This is a genomic window from Haloarcula marismortui ATCC 43049 (genome assembly GCF_000011085.1).
GTDB classification, from domain to species: Archaea; Halobacteriota; Halobacteria; order Halobacteriales; family Haloarculaceae; genus Haloarcula; species Haloarcula marismortui.
This window is the reverse complement of the sequence record NC_006396.1, coordinates 206,906-232,757: the sequence shown is the minus strand read 5'-3', so window position 1 is coordinate 232,757 and position 25,852 is coordinate 206,906. Positions and strand designations below refer to the sequence as shown.

Annotated in this window: 24 protein-coding genes; 10 read left to right on the top strand and 14 right to left on the bottom strand. The window is 62.3% G+C overall.

The features are described 5' to 3' along the window. The first annotated feature begins 20 nt into the window (after positions 1-20). From RR_RS05170 to RR_RS05160, 3 genes are all read left to right on the top strand, one after another. Positions 21-1,019, top strand: coding sequence for a methionine synthase vitamin-B12 independent (locus RR_RS05170; RefSeq protein WP_007188357.1), 999 nt, complete (start codon positions 21-23; stop codon positions 1,017-1,019). Between the two features lie 2 nt (positions 1,020-1,021). Continuing rightward, positions 1,022-2,095, top strand: a complete 1,074-nt coding sequence (locus RR_RS05165; RefSeq protein ID WP_007188356.1) for a methionine synthase — start codon at positions 1,022-1,024, stop codon at positions 2,093-2,095. A gap of 748 nt (positions 2,096-2,843) precedes the next feature. Further along, positions 2,844-3,356, top strand: a complete 513-nt coding sequence (locus tag RR_RS05160; RefSeq protein WP_011222918.1) for an HTH domain-containing protein — start codon at positions 2,844-2,846, stop codon at positions 3,354-3,356. Here the strand turns inward: RR_RS05160 and RR_RS05155 are convergent. The 3 genes from RR_RS05155 to RR_RS05145 are packed head-to-tail and all read right to left on the bottom strand — an operon-like array spanning position 3,353 to position 6,649. After that, positions 3,353-4,486 (bottom strand): ABC transporter permease, encoded by a 1,134-nt coding sequence (locus RR_RS05155; protein ID WP_004962826.1) that lies wholly within the window; start codon positions 4,484-4,486, stop codon positions 3,353-3,355. The genes RR_RS05160 and RR_RS05155 overlap by 4 nt on opposite strands. Then, positions 4,476-5,159, bottom strand: a complete 684-nt coding sequence (locus RR_RS05150) for an ABC transporter ATP-binding protein (protein ID WP_004962828.1) — start codon at positions 5,157-5,159, stop codon at positions 4,476-4,478. Before RR_RS05150 ends, RR_RS05155 begins: the two co-directional genes overlap by 11 nt. Further along, positions 5,156-6,649 (bottom strand): hypothetical protein, encoded by a 1,494-nt coding sequence (locus RR_RS05145; protein ID WP_011222917.1) that lies wholly within the window; start codon positions 6,647-6,649, stop codon positions 5,156-5,158. The genes RR_RS05150 and RR_RS05145 overlap by 4 nt, the downstream gene beginning before the upstream one ends. A 168-nt stretch (positions 6,650-6,817) precedes the next feature. Between RR_RS05145 and RR_RS05140 the strand changes: the two genes are divergently transcribed. After that, positions 6,818-7,696 carry a carbohydrate kinase family protein gene (locus RR_RS05140; protein WP_049938731.1) on the top strand — a complete coding sequence of 293 codons (879 nt, stop codon included), beginning with the start codon at positions 6,818-6,820 and terminating at the stop codon, positions 7,694-7,696. On the opposite strand, the gene RR_RS05135 is transcribed toward RR_RS05140, so the two are convergent. Together RR_RS05135 and RR_RS05130 are read right to left on the bottom strand one after the other, a co-directional pair. Then, on the bottom strand, positions 7,693-8,709 hold the full coding sequence (locus tag RR_RS05135) for a phosphotransferase family protein (protein ID WP_004962837.1): 1,017 nt from the start codon (positions 8,707-8,709) through the stop codon (positions 7,693-7,695). The two genes, RR_RS05140 and RR_RS05135, sit on opposite strands and share 4 nt — an antisense overlap. Positions 8,710-8,805: 96 nt before the next feature. After that, positions 8,806-9,978, bottom strand: coding sequence for a sensor histidine kinase (locus RR_RS05130; protein WP_232508548.1), 1,173 nt, complete (start codon positions 9,976-9,978; stop codon positions 8,806-8,808). A gap of 135 nt (positions 9,979-10,113) precedes the next feature. Here RR_RS05130 and RR_RS05125 point away from each other — a divergent pair, with 135 nt between their 5' ends. Then, positions 10,114-11,271 carry a dihydropteroate synthase gene (locus RR_RS05125; RefSeq protein WP_011222913.1) on the top strand — a complete coding sequence of 386 codons (1,158 nt, stop codon included), beginning with the start codon at positions 10,114-10,116 and terminating at the stop codon, positions 11,269-11,271. Positions 11,272-11,406: 135 nt separating this feature from the next. Here RR_RS05125 and RR_RS05120 read toward each other — a convergent pair whose 3' ends face one another. Beyond that, entirely contained in the window at positions 11,407-12,060 is a 654-nt protein-coding gene (locus RR_RS05120; protein ID WP_004962845.1) for a potassium channel family protein, read from the bottom strand. A gap of 3 nt (positions 12,061-12,063) precedes the next feature. Continuing rightward, the gene (locus RR_RS05115) at positions 12,064-13,518 is read right to left on the bottom strand and encodes an APC family permease (RefSeq protein WP_007188349.1); all 1,455 of its coding nucleotides are present in this window, start codon (positions 13,516-13,518) and stop codon (positions 12,064-12,066) included. A gap of 211 nt (positions 13,519-13,729) precedes the next feature. Here RR_RS05115 and RR_RS05110 point away from each other — a divergent pair, with 211 nt between their 5' ends. Then, positions 13,730-14,383, top strand: a complete 654-nt coding sequence (locus RR_RS05110) for a potassium channel family protein (RefSeq protein WP_007188348.1) — start codon at positions 13,730-13,732, stop codon at positions 14,381-14,383. 353 nt (positions 14,384-14,736) lie between these two features. On the opposite strand, the gene RR_RS05105 is transcribed toward RR_RS05110, so the two are convergent. Then, entirely contained in the window at positions 14,737-15,417 is a 681-nt protein-coding gene (locus tag RR_RS05105) for a haloacid dehalogenase type II (RefSeq protein WP_049938727.1), read from the bottom strand. Positions 15,418-15,525: 108 nt separating this feature from the next. Beyond that, positions 15,526-15,858: a DMT family transporter gene (locus RR_RS05100; protein ID WP_049919248.1), complete on the bottom strand. Its 333-nt coding sequence runs from the start codon at positions 15,856-15,858 to the stop codon at positions 15,526-15,528. A gap of 251 nt (positions 15,859-16,109) precedes the next feature. Here RR_RS05100 and RR_RS05095 point away from each other — a divergent pair, with 251 nt between their 5' ends. Continuing rightward, positions 16,110-17,108 carry a TIGR04024 family LLM class F420-dependent oxidoreductase gene (locus RR_RS05095; RefSeq protein WP_049938725.1) on the top strand — a complete coding sequence of 333 codons (999 nt, stop codon included), beginning with the start codon at positions 16,110-16,112 and terminating at the stop codon, positions 17,106-17,108. Between the two features lie 15 nt (positions 17,109-17,123). On the opposite strand, the gene RR_RS05090 is transcribed toward RR_RS05095, so the two are convergent. Next, positions 17,124-17,816, bottom strand: a complete 693-nt coding sequence (locus RR_RS05090) for a 6-hydroxymethylpterin diphosphokinase MptE-like protein (protein ID WP_011222909.1) — start codon at positions 17,814-17,816, stop codon at positions 17,124-17,126. 329 nt (positions 17,817-18,145) lie between these two features. Between RR_RS05090 and RR_RS05085 the strand changes: the two genes are divergently transcribed. Next, positions 18,146-19,606: an alpha,alpha-trehalose-phosphate synthase (UDP-forming) gene (locus tag RR_RS05085; protein ID WP_049938724.1), complete on the top strand. Its 1,461-nt coding sequence runs from the start codon at positions 18,146-18,148 to the stop codon at positions 19,604-19,606. Between the two features lie 22 nt (positions 19,607-19,628). Here RR_RS05085 and RR_RS05080 read toward each other — a convergent pair whose 3' ends face one another. Beyond that, positions 19,629-20,465 carry a DUF7537 family lipoprotein gene (locus RR_RS05080; RefSeq protein ID WP_011222907.1) on the bottom strand — a complete coding sequence of 279 codons (837 nt, stop codon included), beginning with the start codon at positions 20,463-20,465 and terminating at the stop codon, positions 19,629-19,631. A 174-nt stretch (positions 20,466-20,639) separates the two neighbouring features. Between RR_RS05080 and RR_RS05075 the strand changes: the two genes are divergently transcribed. Next, positions 20,640-21,758 carry a polymer-forming cytoskeletal protein gene (locus RR_RS05075; protein WP_011222906.1) on the top strand — a complete coding sequence of 373 codons (1,119 nt, stop codon included), beginning with the start codon at positions 20,640-20,642 and terminating at the stop codon, positions 21,756-21,758. A 43-nt stretch (positions 21,759-21,801) separates the two neighbouring features. Here the strand turns inward: RR_RS05075 and RR_RS05070 are convergent, their stop codons facing one another. Next, the gene (locus RR_RS05070; RefSeq protein WP_011222905.1) at positions 21,802-22,881 is read right to left on the bottom strand and encodes a dipeptide epimerase; all 1,080 of its coding nucleotides are present in this window, start codon (positions 22,879-22,881) and stop codon (positions 21,802-21,804) included. Beyond that, the gene (locus tag RR_RS05065) at positions 22,878-23,921 is read right to left on the bottom strand and encodes a DUF1611 domain-containing protein (protein WP_011222904.1); all 1,044 of its coding nucleotides are present in this window, start codon (positions 23,919-23,921) and stop codon (positions 22,878-22,880) included. The genes RR_RS05070 and RR_RS05065 overlap by 4 nt, the downstream gene beginning before the upstream one ends. Positions 23,922-24,041: 120 nt before the next feature. On the opposite strand from RR_RS05065, the gene RR_RS05060 reads away from it, so the two are divergent. After that, complete coding sequence (locus RR_RS05060) at positions 24,042-24,788, top strand: helix-turn-helix domain-containing protein (RefSeq protein ID WP_011222903.1); 747 nt, start codon at positions 24,042-24,044, stop codon at positions 24,786-24,788. 105 nt (positions 24,789-24,893) lie between these two features. Here the strand turns inward: RR_RS05060 and RR_RS05055 are convergent, their stop codons facing one another. Further along, positions 24,894-25,646 carry an IclR family transcriptional regulator gene (locus tag RR_RS05055; RefSeq protein WP_004962892.1) on the bottom strand — a complete coding sequence of 251 codons (753 nt, stop codon included), beginning with the start codon at positions 25,644-25,646 and terminating at the stop codon, positions 24,894-24,896. Between the last annotated feature and the right edge of the window lie 206 nt (positions 25,647-25,852).

Genomic DNA, 25,852 nt, shown 5'->3' with positions numbered 1-25,852 from the left:
TCATTGACTACTCCTTGGCAATGACACAGGTAATCGCCACGACCCCTGGGCTCTTTCCGCTCCCGGACTGGGCCAAGGACGAACTGGCAGATCTGAAGGGCCATCAGAAGACCGACCTCATCTCGGGCGACGAATCCGGTGAGGTTGTCGCGGCCTACGACAAGGCCCGCGAGGACGTCATCACCATCCAGCAGGACGCCGGGCTCGACCGCGTGGTCGAGGGCCAACTCCGCTGGGACGACATGCTTGCGCACCCGCTTGCAGTCCACGACAGCGTGGAGACGAAAGGCATCGTCCGCTACTACGACAACAACAATTTCTACCGAGAGCCGGTCGTACAGGGCGACCTGAGTGCTGACGGCGGCGACGTTGCCGCAGACCTCGGCGCGGCCGCCGAGCACGTCGACAACGGCCTTCAGGCCGTACTCCCCGGGCCGTACTCGCTTGCGGACCTCGCGACAGACGAGCACTACGGTGACGACGCCGCGTTCCTCGATGCTATCGCCGACTTCCTCGTCGAGGAAGTGAACGCGTTCCCGGATGTCGAGACGCTGTTCCTGCTTGAGCCGTCGCTGGTCGAGAACGCACCCGCCGACGGCGAGGACGAGCGCGCCGCCGAAGCAATCGACGCCGTCGCCTCGGCCGCTGACGCCGAGGTCGTCGCTCACACTTACTGGGGCGCAATCGAGGAGAAGGCCTACGCGCACCTGATGGACGCCGACGTGGACGCCATCGGCTTCGACCTCGTTGCGAACCACGACCAGACCGTCTACAACGTCCAGGAGTACGGCACCAAGGACGACGTGGCGCTTGGCGTCGTCGACGGCCAGAACACGCTCGTCGAGTCGCCCGAAACGATCCGGGACCGAATCGACTGGTTCGAGCAGCAGACCAACACTGCTTACGACACCGTCTACGCGACGGCGAACACGGAAACGTTCTATCTCCCGGTGAACAAGTTCGAAGATAAGCTCGAAGCGCTCGCAAACGCCGCGGATCTGGAGGCGGCGGAGGCATAACGATGACAGGACCACGAGACCAGTTCAAACCGGCGGACCACCCGAACGACCACTTCCTGCTGACGACCGTCGTCGGCTCCTACCCCAAGCCCAAGTGGCACGACCGTGCCCGCGAGCTGTTCGAGGATGAGGACGCCGACTTCGGCGAGGACGAGTGGGAGGAATCGAAAGACGACGCCTCGCGGCTCATCACCCACGAGCACGAACGTGCAGGCCTCGATGTCATCTGTGACGGCGAGATGCGCCGCAACGAGATGGTGGAGTACTTCGCCCACCGCATCGACGGCTACGAGTTCAACGGCCGTGTGAAGGTGTGGGGCCACAACTACTTCGACAAGCCGAGCGTCGCCGACGAGGTCGAGTACGGCGAGCAGTGGCTCGTCGAGGAGTTCGAGTTTACTGACGAGGTCGCCGAACGGCCCGTCAAGGTTCCGATTACAGGGCCGTACACGCTCGCCAACTGGTCGTTCAACGAAGTGTACGACAGCGAGGAGCAGTTGGCCTACGAACTGGCCGACCTCGTCAACGAGGAGATCGAGGCGCTGGTCGAGGCTGGCGCTCGATACATCCAGATCGACGAGCCGGCACTGGCCACGACGCCGGACGACCACGCCATCGTCGGCGAGTGTCTGGAACGCATTGTCGACGAGATCCCTGACGACGTGCGTCTCGGCCTGCACGTCTGTTACGGCGACTACTCGCGCATCTACCCCGAAATTCTGGACTACCCGGTCCACGAGTACGATCTGGAACTCGCAAACGGCGACTACGACCAGCTCGACGTGTTCAAAGAGCACGAGTTCACGAAGGACTTCGCCATGGGCGTGCTGGACGCCCACACCGCAGAGGTCGAGTCCGTTGCGGAAATCAAGGAGAACATCAAGAAGGGGCTGGAAGTCGTGCCCCCGGAGCGACTCACCGTTTCGCCGGACTGTGGCGTGAAGCTCCTGCCCCGTGAGGTCGCCCGCGGGAAGATGGAGAACATGGTGCAGGCCGCCCGGGAAATCGAAGAGGAGCTGGATGCCGGCGAGATTGACGTTGTTGCGAGTGGTGCGGAAGCGCACGCAGACGATTGAATCGGTAAGCAGTCTCGGCTGCAAACTGTCAAGCGTCTGTGTAGCGGACGATTGAATCGGTGAGCAGTCTCGACCGCGAGCTGTCAACTGTTTTGTAGCGAACAAGTAGCGAGAGTCCGAACGTGGTGCGGGCTCTCGAATACCAAGCGAAGGGTGCGGGACACGCTGCGCTTCGAACCTGAATCGGTGAAGCCGTGCATGGAGCGACCCGCGAGCAGCGCGGGCTGAGCGACCGACAGGAGTCTGCTCACGGTGCACGGTTGACTGTATTTCGACGAAGGTGGGCTTTGATTTCGGCAGCTATCGAACATTCTCGCACGCGGCGGCCCCTGAACCGGCAAATGTAGCAGACACATCTGGCGACCATATCGGGTGCGGGGTCGACCAAGAACTGTGGAACTCCGACCAGCGCGATCTCGAACTGTCCGTCACGGGAATGCTTGAACACCAAGGCACCCGGAAGACAACTATTTACTTTCTTATAAATTTGTGAATTTGCCGTCTAAACTGGAAGAGACACACCGTACGTTTGTTCGACAGACATCGAAACTAACATCGACCCAAGAGGAATATAATTGTTGATGTACTAATAGTATAAGGGTATTCCATAGTCAGGTGAATACCCTATATTATGGATATAGAGCGCCTCAAACCAATGATTCTCGAATATAAGTTCGTGCTGTGTGTTAGCACATAAGTCTGGGAAAGAGTTTTGAGGGTCTCTGGAGAAGCTAGCGATGAGAAAGCTATGACAGGGGACACACATCTTCGGGCAGAACTGTATCTTCGTGGAGATACGTACGGCACGTTCGACGCACAACAGCAGGTGCTCAATCGGGTGAAGCGACTGGAGGCCAACGGCGTGTTCAGCGAGTCGATGGTCGCCGGTGAGTGGCAGCGGATCAGGACGATGGCGGAGGACAAGCGGTCGGAAGCCATCCAGACATACGAGGAGTTCACAGACTGGGCAGGCCAGAACGGCCACTCGCTCGAACCGGCGTTCGAGCGGCGGAACCGGAGCTACGTCGGGATGGACCGCGTCGACGACGTGGTCGTGTTCCCAGTCGTCTCGCTGGCAATTTATTACGGCGACGACCTGGAGGGCGTATTCCCGTGCTCGGACAACCAACGGACCTACACTGTCGGCGACGCGCTAGAGGCTTTCGAGCGCGGCGACGAAGACTGGCTCGCACAGTTCGACTCGCTGTCGGTTGACCGGACCGACCCGCTGCTGGAACCGGGCGTCGACGCGACGATTTAACCGCGTAGCGCGTCGACTGGTTCTTCGCTCGCTGCTTTCCAGGCCGGATACAGCCCGCTGACGATACTCGTCAGCACCCCGAAGGAGAACGCCGCACCGACGTACCAGGCGTTCGGTAGCCTGAAGACGGCCATCGCGTCACCGACGGCGTAGTGGTTTATCGCCAGCCCGGCACCGAGGCTCAGAATGACACCAGCGACGCCACCGAGGAACCCAAGCAGCGTCGCTTCCATCAGCATCACTTTGAGGACATCCCGCTTCTGATAGCCGACAGCTCTGAGGACGCCGATTTCCTCCCGGCGTTCGACAGTGGACATCAGCATGACGTTGAGAATCGAGATGCCGGCCACGAGCAGCGAAATCGATGCGATGCCGGCGAGGACGGTGTTGATGATCTGGAACTGCTCTTCGATGGTGTCGACGAGCGAGCCCAGTTCCTGCACGAAGACCCGCTCCTCACGGTCGTTGAGCGCGTCGCGGATCCCCATTGCCGTCTCGTTGGCCCGTGTCCCGGTCGACTCAATAACGTACACTTCCGAGTAGCCACGCTGGCTGAACGACGTCGCCGGCATGATGATTCGGTTGTCGGGGTTCGTCGAGGAGAACGGATCACCTTCTTCGAGCACGGCCCGGATACGGACACTGGTCCCGTTGACGGTGATCTGGCTCCCGGGATGCAGGTCGTGCTCCTCCGCGACGTTCGACCCGACAAGCGCACCGGACCGGAACGGCGATACCCGCCCCTCCTTGGCCTCGTACAACTCCGCCGGGTTCTCAACGCCGTATATTGTTTCCCTGACTGCGTCCTCGCGGTTGTACGACACCGGCTCCACGCGGGTCTTCACCGGTGAGACAGTTGCTGTTGGGCTCGCCTCCCGGCGGATCGAGCGTATATCTCGTTCGGTGAGTTCAGTGATGTTTTCGCCGGAGTTCGGATACACCGTGAGCTGGTTTCCGACGTTGCCGAGGTTCTGGGTAAACGAGTACTGGAGCGCGACGCCGAACATCCCCAGCGAAGCGATGGCAACGACGCCGATGACGATACCCAGCGACGCCAGCAACGACCGCATCTTCGTTCGCGTGAGGTTGCGCCGCGCCATCAGCGCGGCCGGGAAGAACCTACCCGCCATTTTTTCGTTCCCTCCCGATGGTGCCGTCGACCAGATGGACGGTCCGGTCGACGTATTCGTTGACCAGGTCGTCGTGGGTGACTGCGACGATTGCCACGTCGTCCTCGTCGGCGATGCGTTGGAACTCGTCGAGTATCTGCCGCCCGGTTTCGCTGTCGAGGTTACCCGTCGGTTCGTCGGCGAGAACGACCTTCGGGCTGTTGATGAGCGAGCGGGCGATGGCGACGCGTTGCTTCTGGCCGCCGGAGAGTTCGTCGGGCTTGTGGCCCAGTCGGTCACCGAGCCCAAGCCGCTCTAAGAGCGTTCTGGCCCGTTTTTTGACTTTCGGGTCACTGTCCAACAGCAGTGGTACTTCGACGTTCTCGACAGCAGTCAACGTCGGCAGGAGATAGAAGTGCTGGAACACGAACCCTATCGTTTGCTTGCGGAGCGCGGTCCGCTTGCTGTCGCCGAGGCCGGTCACGTCCTGCCCCTCAAGCAGGACGGTCCCCTCTGTCGGCGTATCTAGCAGTCCAAGGATGTTAAGCAGGGTCGTCTTGCCACTGCCGCTGGGGCCCATAATCGAGACGAACTCGCCGGCTTCGAGGGTGAAGTCGATACCCGCGAGTGCGTAGAGGGTCTGGCCGCCGGTCCGGTAGCGCTTGACCAGTCCCTGTGCGTCGATAACCGTCATACCTCGATATCGTCGTCACCGCGGCGATAGCGGCGCACGAGGACACCGACGACGACGAGTAGTGCCAGGCCGCCGGCGATGAACACCGGCAGCATACTGTTCTGGTCACCGCCCCCGCTGTCGTCGTCCTGGCCCGCTTGCTGTGCTGAAGCGCCCATCCGGTCGATATCCACGTCGAACGTCTGTCGCTTCCGCGTGTCGTCGACGAGGTAGGTCACCTCCAGCGGTACCGACGTGACATTCCCCGTCGTCTGGGCGTACACGTCGAAGGAGACGAAGTCACTGGCCGGGACCGTGCCGACGAAGTAATCCCGGTTCGGGGTCGCCGGAGTGACGCTCTCAGTGTTGACGACGCTGACGAGGACGCTGTCCGCATCCGTCGACCCGACGTTGCTTGCACTCCCTGAAATCTGGAGGCGTCCCCCCTGTCGGATCACGTCCAGACCGGTGAGGTCGATCGTTCCCGGGACGGATCGGAGCGTCGTTTCGGTCGTCATCTGCTCCGTTTCAGTCCCGAGTTCGTAGTTGGCCGTGACAGTGACATCCGCACGGGGTTCGTCCATCGTGGCGTTCAGTCGCACCTGTCGGGTCGTACTCGCTGAGATGTTCTCAAGCAGGACACGCTGGAACGACGCGTTCTCCGACGTTGCACTAATCATGACATCCGAGAGCGGAGCGTTGGCCCCGTTCGAGACCGCGACCCGCAACGCGCGGTCAGTGCCGCTGCCGACCGCAGTCGTATCGAGTTCCACACTGTTCCGTAGCGGGTCCGAATCGATGACTGTCGTCCGTGTCGTGCTACGGGTAGTGTCTCCGTCAACAGTGTAGCTAATCGTTGCGGTCAGTGAGTGTTCGCCGGCAGATTCGGGTCGGAACCGGAACGGGGCTGTAATCGAGCCGTTCTCTGCGACGCTTGACCGGACTGTCAGACTGTTTGTCACCTTGACGCCATCGCCTTCGACGACAATCTCAACGTTCGTTATCTGGGTGTCGAGCCCGTTTGCGACGGTGACCTCCCCGGTCGACTCAACGCCGGCGACAGAGTCGTCAGCCGTGATATCCATCTGCGGGTGCCGCTCCTGAACGTTCAACTGGACCGGATATTTGAGTTCGATGTTGTCTCCGGTCTTGCGGTCACGGCCGTACACGATGACGCGGAGGTCCTTGCTTCCAGCCGAATCAAACGAGGCGGTCAGGGGTACTTCCAGTGTGCTGCCCGGCGAAATTGAGCCAAGGTCCGAGACGCGTTCGTACTCTGTGATTCCTCTGCCGCCCGACTTCCGGATTGCAATATCGTTGATTTCGAGCGGGGCATCGCTGCTCTCAAGATTCCGGACAGTCGTGTCGAACGTGACGGTTTCGCCCGGCGCTGGCGATGACGGCGACACGTCAACGGTTGATATCGATGCGTTGACGCTCGCGCCGGCGACTGACAGCGGAAGCGAGCCGACGATGACCAAGCAGGCGAGTACAGCCACACCGTGACGCATCACGCAGTCACCTCTGGCTGTAGTAATCGTATGCTGGTCCGACAACTCATTGGGAGGACGCTATCGGGGACCGTTACCATGTGCGCCGGTCCGTTCCGGTCAGTGTTAAATATGCTGCATAGACCGCAGTGGGAAACTGCTATGATAGCGCCCCTCCCAGCCGTGGATATGCGCGTCATCTGTGCCGGCCACGTCAACTGGGACGTGACGCTCCACGTCGACCACCTTCCGAAGCCCGACGGCGAGGGGCGCATCACTGACCGGTCACAGTCTAGCGGGGGGAGCGCATCGAACGCGGCCGTCGCACTGGCCGGACTTGATGCGGACCCGCTAGTCCTCGGTAGCGTCGGCCGGGACGACCACGGCACCATGGCCCGTCGCGAACTGGCAGCCACCGGCGTCGAGACGTTGCTGATCGAGTCGGACGAGGCGACGGCCGTGAAATATCTCATCGTGGACGAGAACGGCGATGTCGCGGTGCTTGGAAACGACGGGGCCAACGAGGCGTTCAACGCGTCGGACCTCCCGGCCGAGACCCTAGCCGAGGCCGACCACCTCCACCTGACCGGCCAAAATCCGACGACGGCTGCGACGCTCGCACGCGACGCCGCGGCCGCGGATGTTCCGGTGAGCTTCGACCCCGGCCGGCGGCTTCCATACCGCGATTACTCATCGGTGCTCTCACATGCGGAGATCCTGTTTTGCAACGACCGGGAGGCCGACCACGCCAGAGACAGCGGGCTCTTCGAGACAGTGCCGACAGTTGTGGTCAAGCACGGGGACTGCGGCGCAACGGCCCACATCGGCGACCAAACGGTCACGAACGCTGGGTATCCAATAGAGTCTGTGGACACTGCAGGCGCGGGCGACGCGTTCGCTGCCGGGTATCTGCTCGCCAGCGCACAGGAGACTGACCCGGAGCGTGCGCTCGCAGTCGCCAACGCCTGTGGCGCACTCGCAGCGCAGTCATCCGGCGCACGGACGACACTCGACTGGGAGTCCGTGTGGGAGCTTGTCGACAGCGGCCAACCGCCCGAAACGGCCTAATTCGTCTGTATCTCCTCGACGAGCCGCTCGAACTGCTGGCGGTACTGGGCTTCGGCCCGAGCGGCGGCAAGGCCTGACTTGTCGTCGAAGACGGCCTCGAAGCCGGCCATCCGCCACAGGAGCGTCGAGAGCTGGTAGAGGGGCCGTCGCTGCTCGTACCCCTCGTCGAACTCCATCGGGCGCATCTCCTGATATCCCTCGTGGAACACCGTTCGGAGCGATTCGCGCCGTTCCGGGTCCTGAAACGACGAGTCAATGAAGAGGAACTCGGTCTGTGCGAGGTTGTACTCCGGTAGCGCCGCGAGTACGTCCTGCCAGTCGAGGACAGCTGTAATCGGCGATTCCTCCGTCTGCTCGAACATCAGATTTGCCGGCCTGAAATCGTCGTGTACCAGCCGCGGAACGCCGTCTTCGGGCACCATACTCAGGGCCGGTTCGATACAGTCCCACGCCCGGTCTGTCATGTCCTCGAAGGGCGTCCCATCGAGGTGGGACAGGTGGGATCTAGTGAGACTCTCGAAGTACTCCTGCCAGTTGCCCATCCAGTCACTCACGATGATCCGGTCGTCATGAAGCGTGAGCCGACCGAACGCCTCAAACCCGATCTCGGAGTGCATATCGCCGAGTATCCGGCCGGACTGGGCCAGCACCCGCCGTCGGTCCGCAGTCGAAAGCCCGGCGAACTCCTCGGCCAGATTCTCGCCGTGGATACGCTCGGTGACGAAATACGGCGGGACATCGGCGTCGGGGTTGTCCTCGTAGACAAGGATGCGTGGAACAGGGACATCGGTCCGGCCGGCGACGAAGTCGTGGAGACAGGGTTCGACAGCAAACGGGACATCGCCCTGTGGCTTGAACTTCACGACCACCTCGTATGCCTCGCCGTTGTGGCGCAGCGTTACCATGTAGACATCGCTCTGGTGGCCCCCACCCGGGGTCTCGAACTGGAACCCCTCGTACTCCGGACCTGACTCTTTGAGCACGGCTTCGATGTCCTGTTCCGGGGTCTGCACTGACTTACCATACAGTGGGCGACCAAATAAATCTGTCAATCCCACCACGGACAGCACTGGCACCCAGTTCAGACGCTGTCAGTCGCCAGTTCCGTGCTACCAGGAGTGAAACGGTGAGACTGGTTTCGTCCCGTCGGTCACTTCGAATCGTGCGCCGCCGGCCCTGCTCTCAGACACCGAGATGTCCCAGCCGTGGGCGTCGGTGATCTGGGCAACGATAGACAGGCCGAGGCCGTTGTTACTGCCTGAGAAGGCGTCGACCGAGAGAACATCGTTCAGTTTGTCGGCTGGAATACCCGGTCCGTCGTCAGCGACGTAGAAACCTGTCACTCGGCCCTCGCCTCGCTCGTTCGCACTGTCTCTCTCGGCTGCCCCGTCGCCGACAAGCGGACCGACCCAGACGGTCACGTCATCGCCAGCGTGGTCCGCCGCGTTCCGAAAGAGGTTCTCGAACACCTGTTTGAGGCGGTTCTGGTCACCGAACACCGGGGCGGACCCTTCGATCTTTAGCGTTGCGTCGGCTGTTCTGGCCATCTCCCACGTCCGTTCGACAATGGTGTCAAGTGAAATCGTTGTTCGGTCTTCGACCGCATACCCCTTCTTTGCGAGGGTCAGCAGGTCATCGATGAGCGATTTCATGCGAGCCACGCCTTCTGCCGCATCGTCGAGATGGGACAGGTCGCCGGTCTCTCGAACGAGTTCGAGTCGCCCCTCGACAACGTGAAGCGGGTTTCTGAGATCGTGTGAAACGACGCCAATGAGCTGTTCCATCCGGTCGCGCTGGACGCGGAGGTCGTGCTCGCGCTCGGCTTTCTGCAGTGCCGCCTGAACGTGCGTTGCGTACATCCGCGCGAGTCGAACCGTTTCATCGTCGAATGTAGCTGGGGTCAGCGACCCGATGTTGATAACCCCGTACTCGGCGAGCGGCAGAATGATCTCGCTACTGACGGGGGAGTTTTCGTTGTACTGGCTTCGCTCGTCGTCGAGTTCGGAGTACGTCCGGACATCGTCCTGCTCGAACGCCTCCCACGAGAGGCTGTTGCCGGGTCGGTACGTCACCGGCCGGTCGAACACCTCGTCCGCCCGCTCCGTCGACGCAGCCAACTGCAGTTCCGAAGCGTCGCTATCATACAGCCACAGCGCTCCGAGTGGCACGTCGAACACAGACGAAACTCCGGACATTGCGATCTCACAGATCTCCCGCTCGGACTCCGCAGCCATCAGCTGCTGTGTTACAGCCTCGAACGAATCGAGATCGAATCTGATCATTAACTCCCCACCCATCCCGTACAATTCATGCATGAATATAAAAACTCGGTGATTCTGTATCAGTGATATGTCGCGTGGCGTTGCCGTTTCGCCGATGCCGCGAGACCTTTGTATCCACAGTCCTCAGAGAGCGGTATGCGAACGGTCGAAATCGATGGCCTCCCGGTGGGCGATGGTCACCCGACACGCGTCATGAGCGTGCTGAACATGAGTTCGAACTCCGGGTACAAGCCGAGCGTGTATCTGGACCCCGCGGAAGCCGCCGAGGCTATCGAGGAGAACCTCGTCCCCGCCGGCGCGGACATCATTGATGTCGGCCTCCAGTCAGCGAACCCCAAATACGAGTCCAAACCGGTCGAGATGGAGAAAGACCGACTCGAAGAGGTCGCGCCGCTCGTCGACGAACTCGACGCCGACGTGCCGCTGTCGCTCGAAACGCGCTATGCTGAGGTGGCCGAGGAAGCGATCGGCCACGGTTTCGACGTTATCAACGACGTGTGTGGCTTCGCCGACCCGGAGATGAAAGGTGTCGTCGAAGACCACGATATGCCGGTCGTCAAGATGGCCAGTCCGCCGGACCTGGCCAGTCCCGGTGCGCTGAAAACCATCGACGACATCTTCGAGGCGCTCCAGCGGGACGGGTTCACGGATAAGACCATTATCGACCCGGCGTTCGGCGGCTGGTACGACGGCAAGGAGTTCGAGGACAACTGGGAGATGTTCCGCCGCCTCCGGGAGTTCCGCGCCTTCGACCGGCCGATGCTCACCGCGACCAACCGCGAGGACTTCCTCGGCGATCTGGCCGACCAGCCCGAGACGGAGAACCAGCTCGCCGTATCACTGGCCGCGGCGACGATGGAAGCGGAACGCGGCGCACACATCATCCGAACCCACGACACTCGTGAAACCCACGACGTGGTCAAAGTGGCCGACGCGCTCGGTGACGAGCGGACGACACGACCGGAGACCGACTCCGGTCCCACCGTGGCGGAACTGACCGACGTGACGCTGCGGGAAGTGGCGCGTCATCAGGCGCTCGGCGAGACGGTCGCCGGCGGGACCGACGACGGCGCGACACTCACGTTCCTGCTCGGGGATGTGACCGACGACGCCCGGGCAAGCCTCCGGGCCGTCGCCGAAGTGACTGATGTAGTGGTGGTCGAGAAAGACGGCGGGAGTCTCTACGTCGGCGGCTCCGCGGCTGCGCTGAAGGTCGTCACCGACAGCCTCGCCGAAGACGGGCACCGGGAGCTTGCCGGCGAACTACGGACCTCGCTATCCCGGCGCGTCTAAGTGCCGCGGCTGGTCGTACTGCAGCGACAAATTTTCACGCACTCCTGCGTCGCATCCTGACTGCCCGCGGCTGTCCGTGGAAAAGAGCGTATCACACGGAGCGCGCAGCGATGAGGGAAGGCTGACTGCGGGTCACTAGCCGCGCATCAAGTTCAGTACTTCATCGACGACATCAGGTTCAACGGCGATAACGTAGCGGCTCCCCGGTGTCAGGGTCGTGTCGGCACGGGCGATCCGCTCACCGTTATCGTCGGACACAACGACGGTGCCTTCGGGAAAGCGGACGTCTGTGAGTGCTTTTCCGGCGGCCGGAGCGCCGTCAGTAACGCGGACGAGCATGATATCGAGGGTGCCAGTCACGTCGGCAAGCGTCTGGACATCGCTCCCCAGGATTTCGTTTGCTGCCACCCTCGCACCGGCTCGTTCGGGAAAGACCACCGCGTCGACAAATCGGGTGTACGCCTCACCAGCTGTGCGGTCGATGCGTGCAATCGTTCGGATGTTGGGCGTCAGCTCCGCAGCAGCTAAACAGACCGCAAGGTTCAGTCCGGTTTCACCTGTGAGCGCGGCAATTGCGTCCGCTCGCTCGATGCCTGCCTGTTCGATGATGTCCGGATTCGTCGCGTCACCCTGGATAACCGTTGCTACCCACTGATCGGCGATATCCGAAACCATCCGCTCGTCGCGTTCGATAATCGTCACATCGTGACCGCGGTCGGCGAGTATCTCGGCTGTCTGGAAACCGACGCGTCCACCGCCTGCGATGATAATATCGAGTGTTCGGGTCATGAGTTAGTCTTCAGCCTCGGGTTTTATTTCGCTGACGGCAGTCGCTTGTTCACGGTCCGATTGCTGTCTTATCCGTTTGAGGGCGAAATACACGACTGCGCCGAGCAAGATCCATGCGACGCTGAGTCCCAGTGCCAGTGGATCCGTCCGGAGCAGGAACTCTATCAGCACCCCCGTCAGAATCAGATTGAGTGCGATACCGATTATCGGCGGTGCCGGGTAGAACGGCATCTCGTACGGCCGGTTCATGTTCGGTCGTTCCCTGCGGAGTCTGATGACCGCGACGTTGACGATGATAAACGAGAGCAGGAAGAACAGGCTCGACATATTGCCGGCGCTCTGTGTCGGCAGTGCGACTGAGCCAAGCATCACGATGGCACTGGTGAGGATGGCGACGAACGGCGTCCCGTAGCGATGGTGTATCTGGCCAATCGAGGGGAGTAACTGCCCTTCACGCCCCATCGAGAACGCGACGCGTGACGACGCGATAACGACGGCGTTGAGGGCAGTGAGCGTCGAGAACACAGCGCCAAAGACGATGAGTGCCCCACCGTTCTGGATAATCGGTAACCCGGTCGGCATGAACGATGTTGCTGCCGTGGCGATGCCGGCTTCGCCAGCGTCGGCGAGTCCCTCGGCCCCGAGCGTCCCGATGGCGACTGTCACAACGGCCAGATAGACGACGACAGTCACAGCGAGGCTAATAAAAATCGCTTTGGGGATGTTTTCCCGCGGGTTCTGTACTTCCTCCGTGACAGTGGTGATGAGGTCGTATCCCTCGAAAGCGATGAAAGTGAGTCCCATCGCCGGCAAGACGGCAGCCGCTCCACTCCCTTCCGGAAACAGCGGCTGAAATTCGGCCCCCGAAAACATCGGTGAAGTGAGCCCGAACGCGACGAACACGACCAGAATGGAGACTTTGATGATTGTGAAAATCGTCTCGACACTACCGCTGGCAGCCGTCGAGACGGCGTTGAGCGCCACGAGGCCCAGAACCGCGATAAACGCCAGCAAAAAGGCCGGTGGGAGCCCGACATCAATGACCGGAACTGCAACAGCGCCGATCTCGTCCGGTGACGGGACCACGTCGTAGACGTGCAACAGTTCGAGAAAGTTCGGCGCAAAGCCCAGCGCATACAGTGCCCCCGCAATCATGTAGGCGAACCAGAGCATCCAACCCATGATGAACGAGGCGAAGTCGTCGAATATCTCCCGCACGAACGCGTAGCCACCGCCGCTCTTCGGAATCGAGGCGGCAAGCTCCGCGTAGGACAGTCCCGTGAATGCCGTCACGACGCCGTTCAGTGCGAAAACGAGGATCGCGGCTGGTCCAGCGATTTCGGCGGCCAACCCCGTTAACACGAAAATACCGGCCCCGATCATCGCACCCATCCCGATCATCGTCGCGTCAAGTAGCCCAAGTTCAGCTTCGGGCGACCGCGTCTGGCTCTTACTCATGCATCCTGTTTGTAATCGGCGCGCCGTCCATCATACGCTGTATGTACTCTATTCGGTCCATTTGAGTACCGGGGTGAGTTCTTCTATTGTAAGAACTGTGAGGGGATTTGATAAAAGCTTCTGCTGACTGGCCCCCAGTACGGCCGACTGTGTTCTCAGTCGGTTGGAACTGTCGGGGCATTGAAGATGGCACGTTGTCAACAGTAGGCTAATGGCCCAGACAAAGCGATTCGTCATCGCCGGCGGCGGCCGCGTCGGGAAACAGACCGCCGAAAACCTCGTCGATCAGGGTCACGACGTACTGCTGATCGAGTCCGACGAGGAGCGCGTCGAGGCGCTGTCAGATGCGTATATCGGGCCGGTCATCCACGGTGACGCCACGCGACCGTCGATTCTGCAACAGGCCGACCTGGCCGAGGCCGACGCTATCGCAGCGCTCACCGACGAACCGGGCACGAACCTCGCCATCTGCATGGAAGCCCAGCAGTACGCGCCCTCGATTCGGACCATCGCGAGAGCGGAGACGGAGGCGGATCATGAGTACGATGAAGTCGTCGACGCAACGCTGCTACCCGAATATCTCGGTGGGGACCACGCGGCAGATATCCTGACCGGGGAAGACATCCGGACACTCGTCTATCCGACCGCAGACCTCGATATCATCAAGGTAACCGTCGCCCCGTCCGCTCCTGTGGCGGGGCGTCGTCTCGACGAAATTGCGCTTCCGTCCGGCAGCCTGCTGATCTCGACGGCGGACCGAACGGAACTCGCGGGAGCTGATACGGTTCTGAAGGCTGAGGAGCAGTATATTCTCGCCGTCGAAACCGATGTCGTCGACGAAGTGTTGAAGCTTATGCGCGGGTAGTGATACTGAATTGTCGGACTGGTAGCTTGCTATGTTGATCCGAGATAGTGGATACATGCGCTTGACGGCGAATAGCTTCACCCACCACTGTGAGCGGTGAGACACGGATGAGGACCTGATTGAGCGACTGTTCTGATTGGGACAGTTTCCTCAAGCCACCTCCAACACGTCTCCTGACCGAACGGCTATCCTCGCTCTCACTCGAAGGTTGTTCGGCCGAGAGTGCCGCTCCGATCGACTCCATTGGTTTTCTAGCAATTCTACGCCGGGTACGGACAGTGATTCCGAACAGGGCGTTCTGCCTCCCTCGATAGACCCGCCCAACCGGAACCACAATATACCGGTTCGACTCCTCAGGTCAGTTCGTCGTGAAGGTCGTGGAACGACCCGATAGTGAGGTCTGGCTGGCCGGCGAAGGCGTCCCACGGGCCGTCGTCGCGGTTGACCCAGACACCCTGCATCCCGGCGTGCATCGCCCCGTACACGTCGAAATAGCCTGCGGTGACGTGGGCGATCTCCTCGATGTTGGTCGCCGTTCGCTCCGCTGCGTGACGGTACAGCTCTGCTGCTGGCTTGAACGTCTGGATCTCGTCGGCGCTGACGGTGTCTTCGAGCAGGCCGCCGATGCCGGCGAACTCAACCATGGAGTCGAGCATCTCGGGGTTGCCGTTCGAGACGACATAGAGGTCGTAGCCGGCGTCGTAGAGTTTGTTCATGCCGTCACGAACGTCGTCGAACACGTCGAGTTCGTGATAGACTGCGAGAATCTCGTCGCGCTCTTCGGTCGTGATGTCGACACCGTGAGCATCTACTGCGTACTGGAGCGCATCGCGGTTCATCTCGTAGAACGGCTTGTAAGCGTCAATCTGGTTCGCGAGGAACGTGTACGCCAGCGAGCGGGAGCGCCAGAGCCGGGATACCGGTTGGGGGTCGTCTACCCGGTCGGCGAGGGCTTTCTGGGCGGCCTCAACGTCGACGATGGTGCTGTACGAGTCGAATGTGATCGTCGTCACGCGGTCCGGGTCGAACGGCATAGGCACCCGTAGAACCGGGTGCCTCATATAGCCGGTCGCCGAGTCAGGCACACAGCCGTCAGGCACGGGCGCGCTCTCGACGCTGGGCGTGTCGTGACCGGGTCCCGCTCAGTGCGCAGACATCTCCGAGAGGACGTTGACACAGTACACACCGATGATGATGAGCAGGATGCCGACAGCACCGGGGAGGTCGATAGGCTCGTCGAACACGACAATTCCGATTGCGGCCACACCGACGATTCCCAGCGCGGCCCAGGTGCCGTAGACAACGCCGATGGGGAGGTCTTCAAGCGTCAGCGACACCAGATAGAACGCCAGGCCGTAGCCGACGACGACCCCGAGGCTGGGGACAGGGCGTGAGAAGCCTTCCGAGAGTTTCAGCGACGTTGTCCCGAGCAGTTCGGACACAATCGCGGCTCCGAGGAGGGCATAGGGATTCACGGGTTCACTCGCCGAGAATTGAGAACAGATAATATACATTTCGGCTGCCGTCAGGTCCGCAGTCTCCTCTCCCGAAACGCTGCCAACCCGGTCACCCCCCTGTCAATAAACCGCGGACAACGGGCGACACTCCCCCTCTCATGTGGCTTTATCTCCCGTGCGGCCGCACTGCGAGCCATGTCTCAGATACATATGTTCCAGTCGCTAACAGGAGTCTGCCCGGTCACCGCACAACGCGTGGAGGGCGACAGATGACAGCGCGAGACGTGTATCTCCCGGTCGCAGCCCAGCCGTCGGTCGACACGCTCGTCGGGATGAGCCAGCAGGCCGAGGACCGAGGTTACGACCGGGTCTGGCTCCCAGAAACGTGGGGGCGGGACGCGGTGACGACGCTGACCAGTATTGCCGAACATACGTCGACGGTCGGCCTCGGCTCCTCGATTCTGAACGTGTACTCGCGGTCGCCGGCGCTGCTCGGCCAGACCGCGGCGACGTTACAGGAAGTCTCGGACGGCCGCTTCCGCGCCGGCGTCGGACCCTCCGGGCCTATCGTCATCGAGGGCTGGCACGGCCGTGAGTTCGAGAGCCCGCTCAAGTACACGCGGGAGACCGTCGACATCATGAAACAGGTGCTCTCCGGGGAAACGGTCGACTACGACGGAGACATCTTTTCGCTGTCCGGGTTCCGACTGCGCTGTGAGCCGCCCGAACCCGCGCCGCCCGTAGATGCCGGTGGTCTCGGCCCGAAGTCGGTCGAACTCGCCGGTCGCTTCGCCGACGGCTGGCACGCACTCATGCTGACCGCGGACGGCTTGCGGGACCGGCTGGAAGACTTCGAGCACGGCGCGGACCTCGGCGACCGCGACCGCGCCGACCAACGAGTGACGCTGTCGCTGACCTGCTGTGCGATGGACGACCGGGAGCAGGCCCGCGAACTGGCCCGTCAGCACGTGGCCTTCTACATCGGCGGGATGGGGACCTTCTACCGCGACGCGCTGGCCCGGCAGGGATACGAGGACACCGCCTACGAAATCGCTGAGCAGTGGGGGTCGGGCAACAAGGGGGCCGCCGTCGATGCCATCAGCGACGAGCTACTGGACAGCATTGCCGTTGCCGGCACGCCCGAGGACTGTCGCGACCGCATCGCACAGTTCGAGGACATCGATGGCGTGGACGCAATCAACATCTCGTTCCCCCGCGCTGCAGAACGAGACACTATCGACACGACCATCGACGTGTTAGCGCCCTGAGTCTGCGAGTCGGTTTCAGTCGGTAGCGACCGGCTCAATATCGTCGCGTCGGCCGTCAAGCACGTCGAATCGCTCGCCGCGGCGCTGTTCCAGCCAGCGCAGCAGGCGCTCGGCCCAGCGGAGTTTCTGGCGCTTTTCGGCCGTCACAGACGGGTCCTCGAAGTCCCAGCCGGGGAACACCAGCGAGGCAGCACCGAACTGGTCCGCGAAGAACGCAGCACGGTCGCCATCAGTGAAGCCGCCGTAGTTGCGGACCGGCGAGGCAGGGGCCGCCTGTGTCGTCGGCACAACGAACTCGCTGTCGTAGGCCGGAATGTGTGTTTCCAGTGCGGGGATGTTGTCACCGTGAGCGTGGGCGACGACTGGTGTCCCGGCAGCTGTCAGTTCCCGCCCGGCGTCGGCGTTCTTGTCCAGATCCGTGACCATGCAGTCAATGGCGACGCCTTCCGCCCGGAGGCGGTCGGCGGCCGTGGAGGCCGCGAGTACCACATCGGCGTCGGCTGCCCGGTCGGCCTCGGATTCGAGCGACGGGCCGGCCCCGGCGACGGCGACCGCTGCGCCGTCGAGTCCAAGACTCGCCGGGTCGTACGTCCTGTCGTCACCGAGCAGTTCGACGAAGCGGTCACAGGCGCGTTCGTCGCCGTCACGAGGGTAGCCGAAGTCGTCGAGGATAGCCTCGTACACTGGTTCCCAGGTGCGAAATTCCATTTCTCGTCACGCACTACGCGGGGGGCGTGTTTCTGTCTTGTTCACCGAGCCAGTCACATCGCACCCACACACAAATGCCCCACAGCGTAGCTCTCGCTGCCGAATTCGTGTCCAGATAAACCGAGTTGAGCCGAAATGGCACGTCCGTGTACCCCTACCCGGGTGCCCTTTCGGCTTTCACCCTTTTCTTTCGAGGCCTCCGGTATAAGTTTTCTCTTACCGTCAGACACAGATGGCGGGCTTCACAGGCAGCGATGACTTGTTACGCTATGTCGCTACGCCAGCGCTCCACGACAGCCTCAAGACGGGGCAGTCCTTACCAGCGGCAAATGGGCCCGGGAGTGTCAGGAAACGCGCAGAACGATGCCGTTCCGGACTCGCTCGTGGTCGTCTCGAACCGCGAACCGTATAGCCACGAGCAGGACGACGACGGCGAGATACAGGTCCAGTCCGCAGCCGGTGGCCTGACAAGCGCACTCGACCCGGTGATGCAGTCACGGGGCGGTACCTGGGTCGCCTGGGGTAGCGGCGACGCCGACATGGCCGTCGCCGACGAAGGCATCGTGGAAGTACCGCCATCTGACCCCGCGTACGACCTGAAACGCGTCCCGCTCTCCGACGCGGCGGTGCAGGGCTATTACTACGGCTACGCCAACCAAGTGCTCTGGCCGCTCTGCCACGAGGATACGGGTCGGATATGGGCAGAGCCGGCCTACTGGGAGCAGTACCGCGCCGTCAACGAGCAGTTTGCTGAGGCCGTCGATACGGTCGCCGATGCGGGCCAGCCGGTCTGGTTCCAAGACTACCACCTAGCGCTCGCGCCCAGACTGGTCCGGGAGCGACGGCCAGATGCGACGTTGTTGCAGTTCTGGCATATCCCCTGGCCCGCGCCGTCGGTGTTCCGGCACTGCCCCCACAGCGACGCGCTGCTTGACGGATTGCTGGCCTGTGACATCATCGGTTTTCACACGGCAGGGTACGCCGAGCAGTTCCTGCACTGCGTCGACAGCGCGTTCCCTGCGGCGACCGTCGACACGGACAGCGGGACAGTTACTCGCGACGGTGACAGGACGCGCGCCGTCGCGAACCCGCTGGGTATCGACGTCGGGGGGGTTCGGGACCGAGCGCGGGCCACTGATGTGGCCAGTATCCGGGATACCGTACTGGGCGGCAGCCGCTCGGACACGTCAATCCGTCTCGCGCTCGGCGTCGAACGGCTTGACTACTCGAAGGGCATCCCCGAGCGGATTGAGGCGTTGGCACACCTCTGGGACCGGCGGCCGGACCTGCGAGGCGACTTCACGTACGTGCAGAAGGCGAGCCGAACACGGGAGGGAATCGCCGCCTACCGACGGTACCGAGCGGACGTCGTCGACGCCATCGAACGCGTCAACGACCGGTTCGGAACCGACGACTGGCAACCCATCGTCTACACCGAGGCCAACCTCGACAACGAGACGCTCGCCGGGCTGTACCGGGCCGCAGAGGTCGCGGTCGTGACGCCCCACCGCGACGGGATGAACCTCGTCGCCCACGAGTACCCGGTCGCCTGTACCGATGGCGATGGGGCGCTCGTGTTGAGCGAACTAGCTGGCGCGGCGACCCATCTCGACGGTGCGCTGACGGTCAATCCACACGACATCGAGGCGATTGCGGACGCCATCGAGCGGGCGTTGGAACTGGACGAAGCTGAAACCAGTGACCGGCTTTCGCGCCTGCAGCACAGCGTCGAGACGCTCGACAGTGCAGAGTGGGTCGCCAGACAGTTCAGCGCCGGGCAGTCGCTGTAGTCTTTGCCGTCGGTTACCGGCGCTACGCGTTCGCCAGCCAGTCCGGTTCCGCAACGGTGGTGTCGTCGACCTGCGAGACAGAGAGCGACAGCGTCACCGTCACCGGCTGGCCGTCCCGCTCGGTGGTCACCCGGTACTGGAACGACCGGACGACGCCGTCCTCATCAACGAGAACCGTTGCACTGGCCGTGTCCGTCGTCCCGTTGGCCGAGACGTTCGTCGAGACAGCGTTGTCGGCCGCGAAGCCAGTGACGTTGCTCCCGGTCGCTTCGAACCGCGAGACGCTGTCACCGTTAACCGTCTCGGTTCCGGCGTAGGTCCAGTTGATGTCCGACCCGAGCGACTGGAGCAGTGAGCGGTCGATGACGCTGCTCTCGTTGACGGGCTGGACCTGGCCATCGTACGGCGGTGATGCCGAGCGGTAGTCCGTCCTCCTGTCGTCACCGCGGGTGAGGACTCGACGCTCGGCGGTGGTCCCGTCAGCCGTGTAGGTCGTCGTCGCCAGCGTGTCGCCGCTGGCCTGGACCAGTTCGCCCGTCGCCAGCGACCTGTCGCTCTCACGGTCGATAGCGACGGTTCGGTTGATGAACACCGACCGGTTCTTCCCGTCCCGGACTGTCGAAAGCTGGAACGACAGCGAGGTGGTAAACGACGAGTTCGACAGCGTCTCAAAGTGTCCACGTTCGATGGCCCCCGCGTCGAAGCCGGACGAACCGGGTGCGGGGCCGTTGGCATCAGCCGAGGTCGGTGTCTCAGATGTGCCCGTGCCCGTTTCAGAGCCGAACAGCCCGCTACAGCCAGCGGATGCTATCAATAGCACCACAAGTGCAAGCGAGAGGTGGCGGCGTTCGAGTAACATACTGGAGTCACTGTAGCAGCGAATTAGTTCGTTATGGCCGCTCAGCTGTCACGTTCCCCTATCGTCGAGATTCGATACCCCGCCACTGACTGTGCCGCCAGCGCGAAACCGCGGCGATGCCGTTCCCGTCTGACCCGCGTCAGACGCCCGTCATGCACGTCATGAGGGTTTAATATGAACGAAACCGCTATAGAAACCGTGCCTCTCGGCTCCGACCCGCTGTCCGAACTCGACATTCCTGACGGGACGACTGTCGAGGAACACGACCTGGTGACCGACGGTGACGTCATCGTCGGCGGCCAGTCGACCGTGGAGTTCGGCGTGCGCGGGCGGACAGTCATCGCCGACGAGCGAGTCCGCTTTGGCGGCCACATTGAAGCCGAAGGTGACTGTCGGCTCGATATGTGGTGCGACGTGGCGGACAACGTGCTCGTCGGCGAGGACGCCTACATCGGCGAACGGGTACATATCGGCGGCGAACTCCGTGTCGCTGGCGACCTGGATATCGGCGACGACGTGGACATCGAGAACGGGTTCGAGGCGAACGGCTGGATCGTCATCCGCAACCCGATGCCGACCATCGTCTTCCTGTTCGTCTACCTCTCACAGCTCCTCCGCATCGGCGAGGAAGACGCGGCCGAAGAGGTAATCGACGAGATGTTAGACGACGGGAGTGACGAGCACGACCCGGTTCTGATTCCACGCGGTGCGAGCGTCTCGGACGACGCCTGGCGCGTCTCGACGCCGGCGACGGTCGGCGACGACTGCCGACTCCACGGCAACATCCGCGCGAAGTCCCTCGAAGTCGGCCGTGATACGGTCGTCTTCGGGAGCCTGCGCGCGAAAGACGATATCGTGGTCGGCCGGGGCACGGAGATCAAAGGGGACGTAACGACCCGCAGCGGCACCGTCCGCGTCGGCCCGGGCGCGAAGGTCTGGGGCGATATCTCCGGGACGACCGTCGAACTCCACGAGAACGCGACGGTGGACGGAACAATCCGGGCCAGCGAGGAGATGCGGATGCACACTGAGACAGTGCTAGACCGGCCGGACGAGTCCGCTGCAGCAATGGCGGAGATGGCCGAATCGCTCGAAGCTGACACTGACACTACGGAGCCAGCCATCGAACGGAGCGATTCTGACGATACCGAGCCGGCGGCCGATACAGCCGACGACAACTCTGCCACTGTGGACAGTGCGACAACCGACGACGGAGATATAGACGGAGCGACTAGCAGCGATACGTCCGAGGACAGTCCCGACGTCGAAGAGGCAGCAGAGTCCGCAGAGTAAGCGCTCGGACGCTATTTTGCGTGTGAAATCGAGCCACGCAGCTTCAGTTCTCAGTCGCCTCTGACACAGCCGCCGGCGGTGAAACGCCGTGTCCCGGCCCGTCGATATCGATACGCGGGCCGGATGACATCGATGGCGGGCACTCCTCAAACAACAGGTGGCCGTCGAGGTCGACGTAGTCGAAGGCACCGAGCCCAGCGGCAAGGTGGGCACTCGTCGCAATCCCGGTTGCGCCTTCGAGCATACAGCCGAGCATACAATCGAGCGAGGCGGCCTCAGCGATGGCCGCAATCGCAGCTGCCCCGAGGAGCCCTGATTTTCCGAGTTTGACGTTGATCACGTCGGCGGCCCCATCACGAACCACAGCGGTCGCATCCGCCGGCGTGAATACGGCCTCGTCCGCGGCGACGGGGACCGAGAGTCTGTCGCGGGTCCTCGAGAGACCGCGGATATCGTCCTTCGGCGTCGGCTGTTCGACTAGGGCGAGGTCAACCCCGGCCGCCGTCACCTCGTCGACAAACTGCTCTGTGGCCTTCGGCGTCCAGCCCTGATTCGCGTCCACCGTAATCGTCGCGTCGGGTGCAGCGTCCGCGACCGCAACCGTTCGGGCAACGTCGTCGTCGATGGCCCCGCCGGTTTTGACCTTGATGTGGTCGAAGCCCGCAGTTGCGGCGCGCGTGGCTCGCTCGGCTGCCGCGTCGGGCGTGACTATCGGAACGGTGATATCCGTCGTAACTGGGGTCGGCGCTCCGCCGAACAGCTCCGAGAGCGGGATGCCCCGGTCGCGGCAGTAGGCGTCGAGCAGTGCCGTCTCGACAGCAAACAGCGCCGAAACCGCTCCGGGCATTGCGGCCCGCACCTCGCCGACAAGTTCGCGGTAGTCAGCGAGTGGAGCCCCCTCAAGCATCGACGTTACCGACCGAGCAGTCGCCACGGCAGCTGCCTGCGTCTCGCCAGTCACTGGCGGTAACGGGGACCCTTCCCCGTGGCCGACAATACCTGAGTCAGTCTCCACTGCAACGACCAGATTCCGTGCTTTCTCTCGGGTTCCGAGTGAGATTTCGAACGGCTCATCCAGTTCGTGCTCAAGCGGTTCGGCGGAGACGCGCTCGATACGAGTCATAGCGCCCCCAGAACGGCCGCAAGGAGTGTCTCCGGGCCGTCATCATCGTAGATGTTCGCCGCCGGAAGCCCTGTTCTGGCGGTTTCCGCCTCCGGGTCGCCCCACGTGGAGAGGGCGGCGACTGTCGTTTCTGTGAGGTCGGTAATTGCGCGGCGTTCGGCCTCGACGCCGGCCACGGTGAGGTCGTCGAAGTGGGACCGGGCCTTCCGCGAGGGGTCGTCGGCTAGCACGACTGCATCGGGGGCCGCTCCGTGGAGCAACCCAAGCGTCACGCCACCGTATGCGGTGTGCGTGAGGGCGGCCTGTCCTTCGACGAACACGATATCGTGGTCCCTTGCGACATCGAGCACCATGTCCTCGACGACGCCCGAGACGAAGTCAGCCGGAACCCGGTCGATGACGACACCGCGGTCCGCGCCGACGAGGATGCCGGTCTGACCCGTTGCGACCCAGCCGGCGTCAAGTCCGGCCTCGGTCGCCGCACGGTACAGTTCGAAGGTCGTCGTTCGCTTCCCGACCGCACAGTCGGTCCCCATCGTCAGGACGACATCTGCGTCGGCCTCGTCCCCGCGACCATCACCAAGGGTCAGGTCAGATACGGACGGTGGTTTCCGGACATCAACGAGGTCGACACCGTGTTGCTGGGCGCGCTCGGTCCAGACTGGGCGCTCACTCAGGAAGACATGCAGGCCAGAGACAACATCACAGCCGCGCTCCATCGCGCGCTGGATGGCCTCAACCCACGCTTCTGGAAGGTCACCGCCAGCGGGCGCGACACCGATGACAAGGACGGCCGCGTCCGGAGCCTGATTCAGCGCTTCGGTGACGGTTTCGACGACCGGCACGTCGTCAGCAGCCGACCAATCGAGAGCCGCGCCGGCGTAGGAGCTTGGACACGTCGAGTCCACGACGGCTTGCACGTCGAACAGCTCTCCGTGCATAACGATACCGTTGGCCGTCTTCCCTTCCGGGTGTCCGAACTCCCCCTCTGCGAGTACAATGGCGGGCGTGTCTTCGTCGTATTTTCGCCGCAAGTCCATACTGATGCACACCGCGGGCGTGACTGACAAACCAGAGCCTTACATGTGTGGCATCGTTACCGTCGATGGAGGACGACAACCCGTAATGAGAGCGAGACCACGTCCCAGAACCCAGAAAGAATGGACACTGACAGCTCCGATATGACCGCTGCTCGGTCCAGCGGCGGCCTCCAGTTGACGCTCGAACTGGAGCATCCTGACTGCTGGATGCGGGAAGTGACGGCGGCCACTGCGGCCAGACTGCTGGTCAACGCTGCGTACTTAGTCGACGGGAAGGTCAAGGCCCACGTCGTCGCATACGCTGAGTCGGCAGCCGCGGTCGAGGCGCTCGTTGCGGCGACCCGAGCGTCGGACCACACTCATGCAGTCACGGAAATGGATACCCGCCGTAGTTTCGGCGGGATATCAGCACCGGTAAACAAAGCGACGCGGACGCTCCTCGTCGAATACGGCCCCGAAGAGAGCATCCACGACGCGCTGGTCTCACACGGGTTCATGAATCAAGAGCCGATCCGAATCCGCGACGGAACCGAGTACTGGACAGTCGCTATCGACGAATCGCGAGCGACGATACAGGAGAAACTCGACGCCGTGTGCGCACAGAAGGACGCGACGATAACCGTCACACAGATCACGTCGGCGACCACCGGTAGCAGGGAGCGGGACGGACTGGCTGTCCGGCAACTTTCCGACAGGCAGCGGGAAGTGTTCGAACTAGCCCGCAAACGCGGCTATTACGACTACCCGAGAGCGGTAAGCGGAAGTGAGCTAGCCGACGAACTCGGTATCGCGAAGACGACGTTTCACGAACATCTCCGGAAAGTCGAGGCCACGCTTCTCGGTCCCAGCGGCACTGACCGAGACTGATGGCAGTAGAGCCGCGCAGGCCGTACTTTGATTTGGCACGTCTGTGGTCACAGAATCGGCGTCACACAGCTGCTCCTCGCTTGTGACGACAGGCGCGACTGAGCGCTACTGTACCCCGAGTTCCGACTCCAGTTCATCGACAACGTCCTGCAGCATCGATGCGAGTTCATCGTTCGGCGGCAGCCGATACAGCGGGCCGGAGATGTCGAGTGCGCCGAGAACGCCGCCGTGTGGGGCGGTGACCGGCACGCCGACCGACCGAAGCCCCTCGACTGCCTCCTGGTCGTTCACCGAGTACCCGCGCTCTTCCGTGCGGGCGATGTCTTCCAGAAGCGTCTCTCGGTCGGTGACCGTGTACTCTGTCTCAGCGGGCAGTCCCCACCGGTCGAGAATCTCGTTGACTCGGGTCTCCGGCAACGCGGCGAGGATCGCCTTCCCGACTGCCGAGTTGTGCAGGTAGTAGTACCGGCCCACCTGGAACCCTTTCGACGGGACGTTAGCGACGACGTTGAACAGCGTTATCGCACGCCCGTACTCTTCGATGGCAAACGTGACCTCCTCACCACAGCTATCGGCGAGTTCGTGTGTTTTGCGACGGGCGACCTCGTACCACTCGTTCCGGGTTCGAGCGCCTTCCCCGAGGTGGAACAGCTTCATGCCGAGTCGGTACTGCTCGCCTCGTTTGACCAGATACTCCTGGTCTAGAAGTGTCTTGAGGTGGACGTGAATGGTGCTCGTCGAGAGGTCCAGCCGGTCCGCAAGCTCACTCATTCGAGCCTCCCCCAGCTCGTTTACCGCATCGATGATTGCGAGGGAGGTTTCGGTCGTCTGGAGACGACGACCGCTAGAGCTATCCATACTACTGTGAACTTGATACCGGTATAAAAAAGTCCGGTCATAGTGGAACAGATTCGGTGAATATTATTCCAGAATATGATGTCTATTGAGTGTCTGATTACTATTGGTTATATTTTGTAGAAATGTGCATGAAATTAGCATCCGTCCCTTCAATTTGGGCTATATACAGGGTCGATACGTCTCCCAAAATCCAGTAGAAGTGGACT